Source organism: Bacillus sp. FSL R10-2780, from assembly GCF_038006125.1.
In the GTDB taxonomy this organism is placed as follows: domain Bacteria; phylum Bacillota; class Bacilli; order Bacillales; family Bacillaceae_G; genus Bacillus_A; species Bacillus_A cereus_U.
In genome coordinates this window covers 514,447-530,177 of record NZ_JBBOUQ010000001.1, presented here as the reverse complement: position 1 = coordinate 530,177, position 15,731 = coordinate 514,447, and the positions used below count along the sequence as shown (strand labels likewise).

Sequence of the window (15,731 nt, the reverse complement as noted above, 5' to 3'; positions counted from 1 at the left end):
TGCCATAGGCTACGCTTTTTTCGTTTGTTGTCTACATTGCACTTGAATATCATGAAATGTATTTCCTGAACTTTCATTTGGTAAATCGCTATTTCCATCGACTTCTATTCCATACTGGCAACCATCAATAAAAATAGATTGAAATACATTTGCATTAATCCAACAAGGTGTATTAATATCATCTACATATTCTATTTTCAAATATATTGCGATTTGAAAATTTTTAATTTAAATAAAGTTAAATTTTTTTACTTTATTTAATTATTAGCACCACTATACGACACATGCCGTTTCTCAATCCGTTCTTCAATTTCTTTCATATTTTCTTTATTACTTAATAGTGATTGTTTATTTTCTATTAATAATTGTTTAAAAGATTTTCTCACTTTTTTTCGCATTGTCAGTTTCCTCCTTAACGATTACAAATAACTTATCAAAGGATGGTTTATTTAAAAGATAAGTAATTATCTGTGTAGACTTATAATAATTGATTGTTGTGAAATCCATTTGAACTTCATATGAAAACTGAGTTTATATTCTGACAACTTTGTGAACAAAAAAGAAAGATAGATCAAAATTATGTTTGATCTACCTTTCCATACCCTTTAAAGCATATTAATCAATATTTCAGGTCTTCCCCAATTCATTTCGCCGCAAACGAATCGTAGTTTTTCTTCGTTCATTGTGTGTAACCCTTCTTCTAACGAACATGAAATTGGAACTTCACAATGAATTTGCGCTAATTGTAAAGAGATATTTAAATTCTCTAAATCACTTTCAATTTTTGTGCGCTGCCCTTTCGTTAATGATGCTATATTTTCTAGTACTGCCGATACTGTGCCGTATTCTTGAATAAGCTTATACGCTGTTTTTTCACCAATACCTTTTACACCTGGATAATTATCACTTGTATCTCCCATGAAAGCTTTCGCATGCACGATTTGCCAAGGTTCTACACCTTTCTCTTCCATGATTTTTTCCGGTGTGTAATACTCGTAATTTCCAATTCCTTTACGAAGAAGCATAACTGTAACATTCGTATCAACAAGTTGAAGTAAATCTGTATCACCTGTCAAAATATAAACTTCCGCTTCATTGCAATATTGTTTTGCAAGCGTACCGATGCAATCATCCGCTTCATAACCTTTCATACCGATTACAGGCATAGATAATTTCGCGGTCATTTCTTGTACTAAATCAAATTGCGGAATTAATTCTTCCGGCGGTGCTGCACGGTTTGCTTTATAATTCGAGAAAGATTCCGTTCTAAATGTCGTACTTCCCATATCCCAGCACGTTACAATGTGCGTTGGTTCGATTGCTTGTGTTGCTGTTAATAAATGCTTCATATAACCATGAATCCCATTCGTTGGGGTACCATCTTGTCGTTTCATAAATTGTCCATATACACTTGTTGCGTAAAAAGCACGAAATAATAGTGCCATACCATCAACTAATAATACTTTTTTCATAATTCCTCTCCTACTAACAAAAAATAATAACCTCACGTTATCACGTAAGGTTATATATAGATTACCATTCTACGTTTTTGTTCAACTTTGTCTATTATACATTGTTTTTGTATATTTAGCATCATTAACACATTAAGACATTCTACCGCAACAAGTATGAAGTATTCCTGAATACGTATTTTTACCAGTCGAAACAACTACAGCCTTTGCATTTCCGTCAACAATATACGTACCTTTGAAACATACATTTTCAAGTTCAAGTGGATTATAGTCTTTCATCCGTTTTAATGGAATAAATCGTTTACGTTCAAGATGATAGCAACTTTCAAATTTCTCAATACTAGCATCGTTTCCTGTCAGCATAGATTCATTTACTAATAAATCATTTGCATAAATAATACGTACATCTGCTGGCACTGTATCGCCCTCTGCAAGAAAAATCATATCTCCAGGTACAAGCTCTTGTACTGGTAATTTCATCATTTTTAGTTCACTGTTTAGTCCTGTTACGCTACAGCCAACTACTCTAGAAACAGTAACTGTTTCACATTGTAATTCATCATGCACATTTTGTTTTGAAAGACCTGGAATCATTCCACTTAGCTTCATCATTACTTCCGCAATACGCGCCCTTTTTGAAGTTAATTCATTTCGGCCGTATACTTGAATACGTTTTTGTGCCTCTTTCATAGATAGTCCGTCTCTTGTTGTTTTAAAATACGCAAATACAGATTTTACATCTCTTGTTGCGATTTCAATTAATAAATCTTTATTTTTTTGAAGCATTGTTTGTTCTTTCATTGCTTTTTTACTTAATTTATACGGAGTGTTACCCACACTTTTATTTACATATAACATATTATCGTCTCCTCCTTTACAACATAGGAAGAAACGCTTTGTTTCTCAATTTATCCACTTCACCGTGAAAGTGTCTAGCGCTTAAATACTCGAATAAACGCTACATTATGATAAATATAAAGGGAGGAACAAGTCGTTTCCTGCCTACATCATATATTTTTGATTTGAAGTATATGGGTAACGGAACCGAGTCAGAATTTGACATGCTCCTCACCTCCTCTTTAATTTTTTAGTTATAATCTATACTATGAAATTACTCATAGCTTGGTAACAAAAAAGACCCTTACTCATAAGAGAGCAAAGGTCATTGCATACACAAATAAGCGATTCCCAATATAATATAATTAGAAATCTACGGACCTCTCCCTCGCCGAGTTTTAGCACTGTATAGCATAGGTTCATTACCAGCTACGTTAAGAAAAACCTTAATTCGATCATTCCTGTTGACCCATTGGCGTCTCTCGACATTTTTGGGCAGTAGCATTTCTCTATACAGGAGCCTCACCTAACAGAGACTTATTTTAATTATATAGAAAATGTTACTCCTATTTAAAATAGATGTCAACACTTTGTATGGAAACTTTTCCTTATTACAACAACTATCTCGAGTTTAGTACACTAATACGCATCCTTCTCAGCGTTCGGCTACATAAAGTGAAACTTTAATCAGTGGGGGTTTTGTTCATCGCCCACTGATTATTACCCTTCACCAATCGGGCTTTTACGGGCAGTTAATCTCCCAACTAACTTCTTTGCTCCAGCTGAATTTTGAGGTGGAAGTTTTACTGCTCACAAATAGCGGGATAAATTAATTAAGCACATATTGCAAAAAATTAGCACATGAAAAATAAAACCCTTACGTTAAAATGTAAGGGTTTTAATATGTTACACAACCAGCAATTACAATTCCGATGGAAAGTGATAAAAACATAAGGAAAAGACCAACTGCTTGATTATCTTCTTCAAGACTTTTATTAATATTAAAACGTGGTGTAAGCCATTCTGCTAAATAAAAGACAATAATTTGAGCTAATATCCCAACAGCTCCCCATGAAACCATATCAAGAATTGAAATAGAATTAGCAGCCGTTGAATATAAAACGATAGCAAGACCAAGTAATCTTCCTCCAAGTACATAGCTTACCGCTTTATTCCCTTGAGCCATTAACTTAAATTCCTTAACTTTCGTTGTCACTTCCATAAGAAAAAGACCGATACATAAAAGTGCAAGTGATACTGCTAAATATAGTAAAAAATTAATCATTTATTTTCCTCCTTCTTAATACCTACCGGTAAATAATACGATTCATTTCCCGTAATTTTTTCTCCGGCACGTATACCGATGCTGCTCGCTTTTCCAGCAATTAAAAAAGCCCCAAACACGTATGACAGCTTCTCAATTCCTTTTTCAGTTTCCAAAAATACAACTGGAAGCTCTGTATATTTCTGAAATATAGGAAGTGACGATTTATACGTTTCATGTGCATTTCGAATCATAATATTTGTATCCTTATCACGAATCGTAATCGTGTCACCTTCCCTACCGAACGAAGGTTTTTGAACGAAAGGACTTTTCCCAAAAAATAAATCCGGCTCAAAATATGTAGGAAGCATATATTCTTTAATCCACTTTTGTTCCTCACTTGTGTAAAAAGCACCTTCTTCTGCTAATCCCCAAATAAGACATTGAATTGATTTCGGCTGAATTAAAAAGGCCGACAAAGGATTTATAATAAAAAGCTTTCCTTCTTTTACAAGTTGCAAAAGTTCTACTCCCACCAAATCCCCCGTTTCGGGATCTTGATCTTCAATTAAGTCTTCAATTGGATATGTTTGGCGATACAAAACATCAATTGGTACACCATCTCTATCTACTAAAGCATCATCTGTAATTCTAAGTTCTGTCATTGGCATCACTTTATTTTCAACATGACATAGCCCACTCAAATACATAGTCGTATTCCAATCTTCTATATGTTCATGATGAGCTGTGAAAACAACATTTGGATCTTCCATTCCTTTTGTAAACTCCATTACGGCTTTTGTAATACCGGAAGAAAGTAAGCGCTCTTGATTTGCATTTGGATCATCATAGCCTAATTTTTCACAAACTTTTCCATTCATTTGAAAGCATTCCACAATAAAAGTTGGAGTGTCACTATTAAACTCAAGCATTTTAATACGATTATCATCTGTTAAAGCAAAATCAAATCGTGAAATAACAGATTCAGGATACATTCCTTTCAGTCTAATAAAAGGCAAGCTTGCATCTGGAAAACCAAGTTCAAGAAGCTGTTCATTAGATAAATCCCGAAGAAGTCTAGCAGTCTTAAAAAATATTTTCCCCATTCGTTCAGTTGCTAATTGTAATTGTTTCATCGTTTGCTCTGTTATTGGAAAAACATGAAACAAACTATACTCACATTCATATAAATCCGACCAGAAATGCGGATAATTCGAATAAAATCCTTTTCGTTTCTTTATGTATTGCGACATATTTTAACCTCCAAATCCACCTTTTGAACCGCTTCCAATTCCACCTTTAAATTCGGCCGAAGATTGATAAGTTTTAAACGCTGATGAATTTTTGAAGGTGGATTTATTTTGATAGTATTTACCACCATAAAAGTAATGTCCACGATAACCTGAACTACTATCATCACACTGCCAAACACCAAGCTCATCATCCCAATCCCAATCAGAACAACTATTATCATTCGGTTCGGGGGGAATATCTTGCGCACAGCCAAATAAAGTGCCCGTCATTAAAGATGTCAGAACACCACCTACTAGCCATTTCGTTTTTGTCACCTTTGCACTCCCCTTTTTAAATTATATTTCTATTATATAAGATGTCATGATAAAGTAGAAGAAAAAGGAAGAAGAGGGATAAAATGCGATTGGAATATCGGCTCTATGATGAAACTAACGGGTATCCGGCTTTATGGAACTACGCAAATATTTCTAATTCTGAAATTGTCGCGCGCATGACTTGTGAATATTTTATAAAAGATGGAAATACATATGTCGTTACTGCAACTTCAGTAGATCCAAACGGGACAGCAGTGTTATATATACAAAAAGAAGTTTTTTTCAACGACCCTTCAGATCCTACATACTCGCACATAGGTTTTGAAATTCGAGAACTAAAGGAAGCAAGCTCAATTATGATAGAAAGTAAAGATGTGTGGAATTACGAGGACATCTTACCCTCTCTCCATTCAGATATTATATATATTCAACGGGATGGAATACATTTGGAATTCACCCTAGATTCAAGAGAAATTGATGAAGACCGCAAGTGCTATATTTATTATGGAAACTTTACAGGTAAATCGAGATAACATGAGCATATTTATTCAACAAAAAAACCTTACGTATAAAACGTAAGGTTTTTTATATAGTCCCACATATGCCGTTATCTATAGATGTCCATAAACCTGCTCTCACAGGTGGATGTTCTCACAAATGTTTGTAACTTCCTTCTTAAAAAGATGGCCTGCTATCTACATTTAAATATTGAACTTCCATATTATACTTATTGGTTTAAGACATACACAAGCTACGTACACCGTAGGAATTTTATATAATGTTAGTTGAAATAAGACCCCCGCAAGTGCCGTTCCTCGTAAATGTCCAAAAACCCGCTACTCGCAGGTGGATGCCCTCACAGTTACCGTACATCTTCCTCCACAAGGAAGGCTTGATGATGGTCACTAAATATTGAGCTTCCGTAAAACTAACATCGGTTTTAGACATAAATAAGTTACGCACACCGCAGGATGTATTATTTACTTGTCGTTATATTATCACATTGTTTCCAATGTGTAAAATATAATATTTTTGAAGCAATCTCTTGCTTGTGACCTTATTTTAATACAAATTATTTTTGCATGCAAGTGATTAATCTTCTTCTTTTGCAATTTGATTTTCTGGATAAGAAATCCAATCACTCCAGCTACCTGTATACAATTTAACATTTTGAAAACCAGCTAATTTTAATGCAACTATGTTCGGACACGCTGTAACACCAGAACCACAATATACGATTGTTTCCTTCTCTTTATCAAGATTTTGGAAACGCCCTTGCTGTTCCTCTTCGTTTTTAAAGTGTCCCGATTCTAAAATTCCATCTTTCCAAAAATAGTTTACTGCCGTCGGAATATGCCCTGCCTTCGGATCAACGAGCTCTTCCGCACCTGCATAACGTTTCGGCTCTCTAGAATCAATTAACGTAATATCTATACCTGCATGAATATTCTCTCTGACCGTTTCCATCGTTACAAGCATATTTTCTTGTATTTCCGGTATAAAAGGTTTTCGTGCAATAACTGGGATATTCGGCGTTGTGTGTAATCCATTCTCTTTCCAAGCTGGAAATCCACCGTCTAATATATACACTTTCTCATGTCCTACATAGTTTAATAACCACCATAAACGAGAAGCCATTGCACCAGCTTGACTATCATACGCAATTACTGTCGTATGTTCATCAATCCCAGCCTGTGAAAGCTTGTCTGCAAACTGCTCTATATTTGGTAATGGATGGCGACCACCATGCTCTATTACAGAACTTGATAAATCTAAATTTAAATCAAAATATAACGCATGGGGAATATGTTCTTCCTCATACTTCTCTTTACCCCAATTTGGATTCGCTAAATCAAAACGACAATCGACTATACGGACATGTTCATCTTCTAAATGCTCACGCAACCATTCGACTGTAACAATCATCCTTAACGCCCTTCTTTCTCGTTCACGCGACCTACATACTCCATAACCATATCTGTTGTAACAAGTTTACGCTGCGGCGCAACGCCGCGTTTTGCAAGGTCATTAATTTGCTTTGTTACCATATTAATTGCATCAACTGAGAAATGTTTTCCATTTGATGCAAGTGCGATCGCAGCCTCAATTGCTGCTTCGCGTTGCGCATCTAATTGTAAAAATATTTTTACAATCTCATTTTGTTTACGAGAATGTGCTGTAATTGCTTTATGTACTTCCATCTTCTCTTCCCCCTAATAATTTATACTTATTTGTTTAATTTCATTGCAAGCCGAATCATATCACGACATACAATTCCATTTTCAATAATCTCTTCTTCATAATGCTTTGAAAAGTAATCAAAATCAATAGAAAAAATACGAAATCCACATTTTTGATATAACGCAAGTTGTGAAATGCTAGAATTACCTGTACCAACTTCAAGTTTGTACATATTATATTCTTTAGCTTTTTCTATTGCATGCAACAATAACCCCTTACCAATACCTTTTCCTTGCATATGTTCTACAACCGCAATATTCATAATTTCCATTGTCTTTGGTCTTGTTTCCAAAAGCACATATACACCGATAATGCTTTCTTCTTGTTTAGCTATATACGTAAACCCTCTCTGTACATATGCATCAATTTGGCGTTCACTTGGATCAGCAAGGAGCAATAAAGATTTCGGTATAGCTTCTTTCGAAATACGCTCTATTACAACAGACATAAAAATTCCCCCTTCCCTATTGTTCTAAACCCCCCTTGTCTACCATAGATAATAGAAAGGAGGGATTCACCATGGACAACAATGAGAAAAAATGCAACGTCATCTCTATTGATGGAAAGAAAAAGAAGAGCGACACATATTCCTATCCAAAATTAGTAGTAGAAAACAAAACGTATGAGTTTTCTTCATTCGTCTTATGCGGTGAAACACCAGACGGCAGACGCTTAGTTCTTACCCATATGATTTCTACTGATGAGTTTGCAGGGTTTGTAAAATCTTTAGATACTGTACTACAAAAGAAAATTGAACGAATCTTTTTTTCATAACGGCTATTTAATATAAATTTCTTTTTCAATTTCTACTAACTGCTTTTGTAGCTCTTCTTTACTTTGTTCATATAGTGATACATCAATTGTTTCAGCTAAAGCGAATAATATACTTTCATAATAATTCTCAACATCTTGCTGCATCACTTTTTGGAATAGGTTCCATTTTGCATCCCACTCTTGCTTATAATGATGAACGAATAAATCTTCTTCATCAGCTACATAGTTTGATACGAAAGGTTCTAACACTCCTTTAGCGTCTTCTTGCATAAAAGCTTTATCATTTTTTTCAAAAAAGCTTTTCTCATTTTTAAAATGTGCCAGTGCCTTTTTAAAATCTTTTATTTCTATTGAAGGAAACGGCTCTTTATGTGTAATAACTTTATATTCATAATCCACTGTTCCACCCATAGAAATCGATTCATTTTCCACTTTGCAATTCACAACAATTTCATCCTTTGCACGCTTCATCGCTTCATCTATCCATTTTTCAAGACGTAATGATGTCGCACGCATTTCTTGTAATAAATCATGTTGAATAAATGAAACTAATTCCATTACACATTGTTGCAACTGCATTTTCACATTCCCGTCTGTTCGTAACGACGCCGGATTAATAAATTCAGTAAACACATCGTTATAGCGTAAAAATAGACGTTGGTGTACATAATAAAGCAATTCTTTCACTTCATTTTGCATTGCTTGCTCTTCAGCAAGTACACTATATGATGAAATAATATGAAGTAGCTGATCACGCTCTGCTTCATATTTTTTTGTTTGCTTCTCTTTCTCATCATTTCCCTGCTTCGCGCCATTTATCATATTTACAAGAAGCTGATTCGCTCCTTGCAATGCACTATATAAAGCGTGCACAGATACAAGCATTAAATCCCTCATCATAAAGGACGTAAATGATTCTTCAAACTTAGCAATCCCAGAGTTTTGTAAAATACCATACTTTTCTTTATCAATACTTTTCCCTTGCTTTTCTTCAAGTGCACATAAACTTGAAATTGCAAATAAACGTGGATTTCTAATACCGTATTGTAAGAGCTGATCCGCAATATAACCTTTTACCATTTCAAGTTCTTCTTCGGATTGTGCTAAATCGGCAGCATTTATTAAGAAGAACATTTTATCAAGTGCAAATGTATCCTTTACACGACCGAGCTGAATTAAAAACTCACGATCTGCGCGAGAGAAAACATGATTATAGTATGTTACGAATAAAATAGCATCTGCGTTTTTAATATACTGGAATGCAACATCCGTATGGCGAGCGTTAATAGAATCCGCCCCTGGTGTATCTACAAGAGCTACCCCTTGCCTTGTTAAAGCACAATCATAATAAAGCTCCATATGCTCAACAAAGCATGATTTTTCTTCATTAGCTACATAATCAGAGAACTCCTCTAACGTAACTTGTACTTGTTCCCCAAAGTGATTAGCAACTGCCTCATATCCTTTTTGTACCGCTCGTAAAAAGCTAAATGTTGTTTTTTGCTTCCCGCTTGGTGAAGGATATTTCATAATTTTATCAATTTGCGTTAACGCTTCTTCCAATGTAGCAATTTCATAGTGAAACATTTTATAAACAGCTTTCATATCTTCTAACAGCGCTTGCTCTGATTTAAACTGGACAATTACCGTTCCATGTTGTTTATCTTCTGTAACTGGCAAAATTTGATTTATTGTTGCTGTCGTTGGGTTTGGCGATACAGGAAGTACCTTTTCACCAAGCAATGCGTTAGCAAATGATGATTTCCCAGCACTAAAAGCTCCAAATAACGCTACTGTAAATTGCTTCGTTTCTACACGCTGTCTTTTTCCAACTACTTCTTGCTGTAAATGTTTCATTGTAGGCAATGGATCTAATATCGTTTCAGCTTTCTTCACTTTTTCTAATATACGCTGAATATTTAAAGCTTTCGTTCCTTTAATCTCTTCTTCACTAGCCGCTACGTTGTCATTTACAATTTCTTGCTCTTGTAGTGTAAACTTCTCACTAACAATTTGTTTTTTACTTTGTAATATTTCGTCTATTTGTAATTCATCTGGTATAGAAACATGTTCATTCCAAATATCTCCTAAATAGATCTCATATTCCTCATACTTCTTAATGTATTGTAATTTCGTTTCTTTTGCTGTTTGTAACATCGTGTATTTTTCAATTTCTTCTTCAATACGAGCAATCTCTATCTTCACTTTCTTCTGCAATATACCCGTACTTTTCCCGAAAATTTGCTGAGATTTCATAAAGTATCTTTTCTTTAACTCATTTGCAACGTCAGCAGTATAAAGAAGTAAGTAATCACCGGTAAATCCAGCCCCTTGTTTAATTGTTTCAGCCAACACTTCCGGTCCGAAAGCAATCTCTAACGCATATATGTCTTTCCCTATTTCTTCTGTAAATAACCCTTCTTCTTTTAAGAAGGCTACAATAAATTCTTTCACATGAAAATCAAGTTGCGTTTCAACAGTCTTTTGAAGAGCAGAATAAAAAGCATCTACACGTCTCTGTTTTTCTTGCTCCGTCTTTCCTTTCGCAAATAACAAACCAACTTTAAACTTCGTTAATTTCGTTTCTAAATATTCATTTGCCAATTCTCTCATTTCAAATGGCATTAAATACGCGTTATCTAATATGGCTTGTAAACCTTTTATAAATTCATTTCTCACATCAGATTCTTTACTAGCCGCGCGATTTTTATTTTCAGTTAACTCTTCCTTTTTTTCAACTATCTCTGAAAGTGACAGTGGTGATGTTAATTCTTCTTCATATTTCATAAGATGTTTTTCATTTTCAGAAAGAATAAACGAACAATGTTCTTGCAGTAAATATTCTGTTTCTCGCTCCATTCCCTTTCTTACATACTGCTCTTTTTCTTTCATGATAGAAAAAATTAATGCTTCTAAACTTTGAATTTCATTGTATGGATGATTCATCATTCGCAATGATGTATAAAAAATACCATCCACTTCAATATCCCAGTTAGAAAAAGACTGTTTTACACTATCTCTATACTCTTCAAACGATAACTCATTTTCTTTATGTTTATCTATTTGGTTTACAACGAGATAAACCGTTTTATTACGTTGTTTCAATTCTTTAACAAATTGTAAGTTAACCTCTGATTGGACATGGTTATAATCCATCATATAGAAAATAACATCTGCTAAATGCAGTGTTGATTCTGTCGCTAATTGGTGGGCATCATCCGTAGAATCAATTCCGGGCGTATCAACTAACATAACCCCATCAGGAATTGGCGCATCATTTCGATAAATATGAACACCAATTACTTCATCACCGTCTTTACATATTTGTTTTAATTCTTCTGCTGAATATGCGCCGTCATATTCATACTGTTCTCCAGACTTAATCGTTACAACAACGCGATCAGATCCTCTTTCAATTTTAACGACGTTAGCACTCGTTGGAATCGGACTTGTCGGTAATAATTGCGCTTTATATAGGTGATTCATCATTGTCGATTTCCCCGCAGAAAAATGACCACAAAAAGCTAGCATAAGCTGCTCTTGTTTATATTTTTGAATCAATTCAAACAACTTCAAACTATTCTCTACATCGCCGTTTTTTTGCCACTCTTCATAAAAACAAACAAGTTTTTTCATACCGTTTGTCTGTACTATGTTTGTCATCCCCTTGTTCCCCTTTATCCAAGATGTATATACTTTATCCCGCTATTTGTGGGCAGTAAAGGCCCGTTTCGTGCGGTATAATAATCAATGAGGGATAGACCTCCCCGCTGATTAAAGTTTCACTTTATTATCATACTAAATTTTCAGCATATTCACATCAAAAATAAAAAATCCCTTTCATTCTTTTTACAAATGAAAGGGATTTTATGTAATATTATTCATTTTGTTGTTCCTACTCCATTTAATACATACTTTGTAACACCAACATATATAGCAATCGTTCCTGCAACAAGTGCATACACCATATTAACACACCAACCTTTTTTGATAATGATTATCAATTTTAAATACATTTTACCATTAAAGAGAATCATTATCAACAATTTTCTAAAAAAGAAAGCTCCTTCGGGAAAAGGAGCTTTACTGCCTGTTTTAAAGAAGTTTAAAACTTGCTGTGCACTCTTATTATATCTCATAATACACATCTTAACAGTTTTAAAAATTGGAAATCTACCCTATACCCTTCACCTTACATTTTGTATAATAAAAGGGATTTACTTAATAAGGAGGAAAATAATGACACGAAATATTCCACAAGGCGAGAGGATACACTCAATTGATATCATTAGAGGAATAGCTGTACTAGGTATTTTTCTTGTTAACTGGCCAGTTATTGCCGGAGTTGACTCAAGTGAAATTTCAGGGATTTACGAAGGAGTAGACAGCTACATCCGCCTATTTTACGATATGTTTATTCAAACGAAATTTTATACTATTTTTTCGTTTTTATTCGGATTAGGTTTTTATATCTTTATGAATCGTGCTGAGGCGAAAACAGATCATCCAAAAACTTTGTTTGTTCGCCGTCTTCTCATTTTATTATTGTTTGGTTTCTTGCATTACGTTCTTTTATGGGATGGAGACATCTTACATACTTATGCAATCACTGGGTTTTTCTTATTTCTATTTTATAAGAGAGAGCCACGTACTATTTTAATATGGTCAATTGTACTATTAAGTTTCATGCAATTGTTCACATTATTAGGTTCTCTTCTAATGGCACTAGTGCCGTTAAATGAATTAGACCTTTCCTCAGCAATTATACCGTTAGAAAACTGGGGCTTACAAATCGAAGACAGATTCCATTCATTCTATTCGGAAGCAATAGGAAACAGTTTCATTATGCTTCCTGAAACACTAGGGTTGTTTTTACTCGGATTATACGCTGGTAAAAAAGATATTTTCCGTCGTGCAAAAGAATTAGATCCAAAACTAAAAAAATGGCAAATTATTATGTTCATTTTAACATTGCCGATGTGGTTTATTATGATTCACTTCTTTATTAACAACCAACCTTATACACCATTTACCCTTATGGGCATTACGATGATAAGCGGAAAAACATTATTCATCTTCTACATTTTTACACTCATGCGCTTATTACAAAAAGAAAGATGGCAAAAATTATTACGACCATTCCAATATGTCGGACGAATGGCGTTAACAAATTACATCACGCATACAATTGTTACGTTACTTGTATTCGGTCTATTTTTCAAAAATTATTATCCCGCTCCATTATGGGTCGGACCACTATTTTGCATCGGTTTCTACACGTTACAAATTTTCATTAGCCGCTGGTGGCTTTCTCGTTATCAATACGGACCACTTGAATATATATGGCGCCTTGGTACGTACGGTAAGATGATGCCACTTAAAAAGAAAAGCAAGGTCTCCTAATGAGACCTTGCTTTTCTATGCTTCTCTTACTGCACTTTGCATCGAAACTGGCTCTTCTTTTACTTTCACTTTACGCTGCGGCACCATATTAAATACAATATTTAAAAGTACTGCTGATGCACTTCCAAGTACAATTCCGTTATCAGTTAAAATACGAATATTTTCCGGAAGCTGTGAGAATAACGTTGGAACGACTGTAACACCAAGTCCGATTCCGACAGAACATGCAACGATTAATAAATTCTCTTGTTTTCCAAAATCAACACTGCTTAACATTTTAATGCCATACGCCATTACCATGCCGAACATTGCTAACATCGCACCGCCAAGTACTGATTTCGGAATAATTGTTGTAATGGCTGCGATTTTAGGAATAAACCCAAGAGCAATTAACATGCCACCACAAGTATAGATAATAACGCGATTTCTTACTCCAGTTAATTGAACAAGGCCTACGTTTTGAGAATATGTTGTGTATGGAAATGCGTTAAAAATACCACCTAGAACCATTGCTAATCCTTCTGCGCGATAACCTTTTGTTAATTCTTTTTCACCAATCTTTTTATTACAAATATCAGATAATGCAAAATATACACCTGTTGCTTCCACAATCCCTACGCAAGCAACGAGAATCATCGTAATAATTGGCGTTAATTCAAATGTTGGTGTACCGAAGTAAAACGGCTGAATACCGTGGAACCAATCTGCCTCTCCAACCGCTTGCAAGCTTACTTTCCCCATAAATGCTGCAACGATTGTACCGAACAAAAGACCAAGTAATATAGAGATTGAACGGATAAATCCGTCAAAGAAACGATACATAATAATGATAAATAATAGAACACCAAATGCTAAAGCTAAATTTTCTAGACTTCCGAAATCTTTGCTTCCAACTCCTCCAGCCATATCATTAATAGCTGCTGGAACAAGTGTAACCCCAATGACTGTAACGACAGATCCTGTTACAACAGGAGGAAACAGTTTTACAAGTTTCCCAAATAATTTCGCGAAAATAACAACAAATAATCCCGCAGCAATAATTGCTCCATATATAGAGGACACGCCGTATTGTTTACCAATTGCAATCATCGGTCCAACCGCTGTAAATGTACAACCAAGTACAACCGGAAGCCCAATACCGAAAAAGCGATTTGATAATGCTTGTAAAATCGTTGCTACGCCGCACATTAATAAGTCGATCGATACTAAATACGTTAATTCTTGTTGATTTAAACCAAGTCCCCCGCCAACAATAAGCGGAACAATAATTGCGCCAGCGTACATGGCAAGCATGTGCTGAATGCCAAGCGATGCAATTTTAAATGGGTGCTGCTTCATCCTTAGTTCACCTCCGCAGTTTCTTGCTGTACAAATGTAACTGTGCCGTTATCAAGTGATGCAATTTCTGCTAGTGATTCAACACGAACACCCTGTTCACGCAGCTTCTTTCCTCCATCTTGAAATGCTTTTTCAATAACAATGCCAATTCCCGCAATACTTGCCCCGGCTTGCTCTACTAAATTCATTAAACCTAAAGCAGCCTGACCATTTGCTAAGAAGTCATCAATAATTAGTACATGATCATTTTCATCAATATGATTTCGAGATAATGAAATCTCGTTCGTTTCTTGTTTTGTAAATGAGTATACTTCCGCAACATACATATTATCTTGTAACGTTAACGATTTACGCTTTCTTGCAAAAACTACTTTTACACCAAGCTCTAAAGCAGCCATAACCGCTGGTGCAATGCCTGAAGATTCAATCGTCACGATTTTTGTAATGTTCTCTTCTTTAAAACGCTTAGCAAATTCTTTTCCGATTTCTTGCATAAGTACTGGATCAATTTGATGATTTAAAAATGCATCTACCTTTAATACATCACCAGATAAAACCTTTCCTTCGTTCAAAATCTTTTCGTGTAATACTTTCATGTTAGTTCCTCCTCTTATGCAAATAAAAAACTCCAAAAGCCGCCACCACTCGTTACAAGTGAGAGACGTGCTTTTGGAGTTTCGCAAAAAAGAATGCTAAACAAGCAAATATATTCGTCCTCACTCATAGTCAAAGTATTTACGGTACTTCGGTAGAAACTTGCAGGCCATATCCCCGCGATTATATGAGTGTAGCTAACTTATTTATTTATAGAAGGATTATAACGCACTTTTTTCA

The 15,731-nt window shown here is 34.9% G+C and carries 16 protein-coding genes, 2 other RNA genes, 1 pseudogene and 2 riboswitches; of the genes and pseudogenes, 3 read left to right on the top strand and 16 right to left on the bottom strand.

Annotated features, from left to right (window positions below; translation table 11 throughout):
* Positions 1–12: 12 nt before the first annotated feature.
* From NSQ47_RS02845 to NSQ47_RS02815, 7 genes and pseudogenes are all read right to left on the bottom strand, one after another.
* Positions 13–228 (bottom strand): annotated as a pseudogene (locus NSQ47_RS02845) (hypothetical protein); the annotation flags it as partial.
* 29 nt (positions 229–257) lie between these two features.
* Positions 258–398 carry an FbpB family small basic protein gene (locus NSQ47_RS02840; RefSeq protein WP_002158534.1) on the bottom strand — a complete coding sequence of 47 codons (141 nt, stop codon included), beginning with the start codon at positions 396–398 and terminating at the stop codon, positions 258–260.
* Between the two features lie 207 nt (positions 399–605).
* Positions 606–1,472 (bottom strand): 5'-3' exonuclease, encoded by an 867-nt coding sequence (locus NSQ47_RS02835; protein WP_078173021.1) that lies wholly within the window; start codon positions 1,470–1,472, stop codon positions 606–608.
* A 132-nt stretch (positions 1,473–1,604) separates the two neighbouring features.
* A complete protein-coding gene (locus tag NSQ47_RS02830; RefSeq protein ID WP_204207937.1) occupies positions 1,605–2,330 on the bottom strand; it encodes a P-type ATPase in 726 nt (241 codons plus the stop codon).
* A gap of 354 nt (positions 2,331–2,684) precedes the next feature.
* A riboswitch (M-box (ykoK) riboswitch) is annotated at positions 2,685–2,850 on the bottom strand.
* A 357-nt stretch (positions 2,851–3,207) separates the two neighbouring features.
* Positions 3,208–3,594 (bottom strand): DUF350 domain-containing protein, encoded by a 387-nt coding sequence (locus tag NSQ47_RS02825; protein WP_002117799.1) that lies wholly within the window; start codon positions 3,592–3,594, stop codon positions 3,208–3,210.
* The gene (locus NSQ47_RS02820) at positions 3,591–4,826 is read right to left on the bottom strand and encodes a glutathionylspermidine synthase family protein (RefSeq protein ID WP_341036036.1); all 1,236 of its coding nucleotides are present in this window, start codon (positions 4,824–4,826) and stop codon (positions 3,591–3,593) included. The genes NSQ47_RS02825 and NSQ47_RS02820 overlap by 4 nt, the downstream gene beginning before the upstream one ends.
* A 3-nt stretch (positions 4,827–4,829) precedes the next feature.
* The gene (locus tag NSQ47_RS02815; protein ID WP_002158538.1) at positions 4,830–5,141 is read right to left on the bottom strand and encodes a hypothetical protein; all 312 of its coding nucleotides are present in this window, start codon (positions 5,139–5,141) and stop codon (positions 4,830–4,832) included.
* Between the two features lie 83 nt (positions 5,142–5,224).
* On the opposite strand from NSQ47_RS02815, the gene NSQ47_RS02810 reads away from it, so the two are divergent.
* Positions 5,225–5,674, top strand: coding sequence for a hypothetical protein (locus NSQ47_RS02810; protein ID WP_341036035.1), 450 nt, complete (start codon positions 5,225–5,227; stop codon positions 5,672–5,674).
* Positions 5,675–5,729: 55 nt separating this feature from the next.
* On the opposite strand, the gene ssrS (NSQ47_RS02805) is transcribed toward NSQ47_RS02810, so the two are convergent.
* The 5 genes from ssrS (NSQ47_RS02805) to NSQ47_RS02785 form a co-directional block, all read right to left on the bottom strand.
* A non-coding RNA gene (ssrS, locus tag NSQ47_RS02805) (6S RNA) lies at positions 5,730–5,913 on the bottom strand.
* A gap of 21 nt (positions 5,914–5,934) precedes the next feature.
* Positions 5,935–6,117: non-coding RNA, 6S RNA (gene ssrS / locus NSQ47_RS02800), on the bottom strand.
* Positions 6,118–6,233: 116 nt separating this feature from the next.
* Entirely contained in the window at positions 6,234–7,067 is an 834-nt protein-coding gene (locus NSQ47_RS02795; RefSeq protein ID WP_002201106.1) for a sulfurtransferase, read from the bottom strand.
* 2 nt (positions 7,068–7,069) lie between these two features.
* Positions 7,070–7,342 (bottom strand): DUF2533 family protein, encoded by a 273-nt coding sequence (locus tag NSQ47_RS02790; RefSeq protein WP_002149260.1) that lies wholly within the window; start codon positions 7,340–7,342, stop codon positions 7,070–7,072.
* A gap of 26 nt (positions 7,343–7,368) precedes the next feature.
* Positions 7,369–7,830 (bottom strand): GNAT family N-acetyltransferase, encoded by a 462-nt coding sequence (locus tag NSQ47_RS02785; protein ID WP_002158541.1) that lies wholly within the window; start codon positions 7,828–7,830, stop codon positions 7,369–7,371.
* A gap of 71 nt (positions 7,831–7,901) precedes the next feature.
* Between NSQ47_RS02785 and NSQ47_RS02780 the strand changes: the two genes are divergently transcribed.
* A complete protein-coding gene (locus NSQ47_RS02780; protein WP_000369740.1) occupies positions 7,902–8,156 on the top strand; it encodes a DUF3931 domain-containing protein in 255 nt (84 codons plus the stop codon).
* 3 nt (positions 8,157–8,159) lie between these two features.
* Here NSQ47_RS02780 and NSQ47_RS02775 read toward each other — a convergent pair whose 3' ends face one another.
* Positions 8,160–11,819 (bottom strand): dynamin family protein, encoded by a 3,660-nt coding sequence (locus tag NSQ47_RS02775; protein ID WP_341036034.1) that lies wholly within the window; start codon positions 11,817–11,819, stop codon positions 8,160–8,162.
* Positions 11,820–12,037: 218 nt separating this feature from the next.
* A complete protein-coding gene (locus NSQ47_RS02770; protein ID WP_002158543.1) occupies positions 12,038–12,295 on the bottom strand; it encodes a hypothetical protein in 258 nt (85 codons plus the stop codon).
* A gap of 100 nt (positions 12,296–12,395) precedes the next feature.
* On the opposite strand from NSQ47_RS02770, the gene NSQ47_RS02765 reads away from it, so the two are divergent.
* Entirely contained in the window at positions 12,396–13,559 is a 1,164-nt protein-coding gene (locus NSQ47_RS02765; RefSeq protein WP_341036032.1) for a DUF418 domain-containing protein, read from the top strand.
* 15 nt (positions 13,560–13,574) lie between these two features.
* On the opposite strand, the gene pbuX is transcribed toward NSQ47_RS02765, so the two are convergent.
* The gene (gene pbuX / locus NSQ47_RS02760) at positions 13,575–14,897 is read right to left on the bottom strand and encodes a xanthine permease PbuX (RefSeq protein WP_002158545.1); all 1,323 of its coding nucleotides are present in this window, start codon (positions 14,895–14,897) and stop codon (positions 13,575–13,577) included.
* A gap of 2 nt (positions 14,898–14,899) precedes the next feature.
* Positions 14,900–15,493, bottom strand: a complete 594-nt coding sequence (locus tag NSQ47_RS02755; protein ID WP_002158546.1) for a xanthine phosphoribosyltransferase — start codon at positions 15,491–15,493, stop codon at positions 14,900–14,902.
* A 107-nt stretch (positions 15,494–15,600) separates the two neighbouring features.
* A riboswitch (purine riboswitch) is annotated at positions 15,601–15,702 on the bottom strand.
* Between the last annotated feature and the right edge of the window lie 29 nt (positions 15,703–15,731).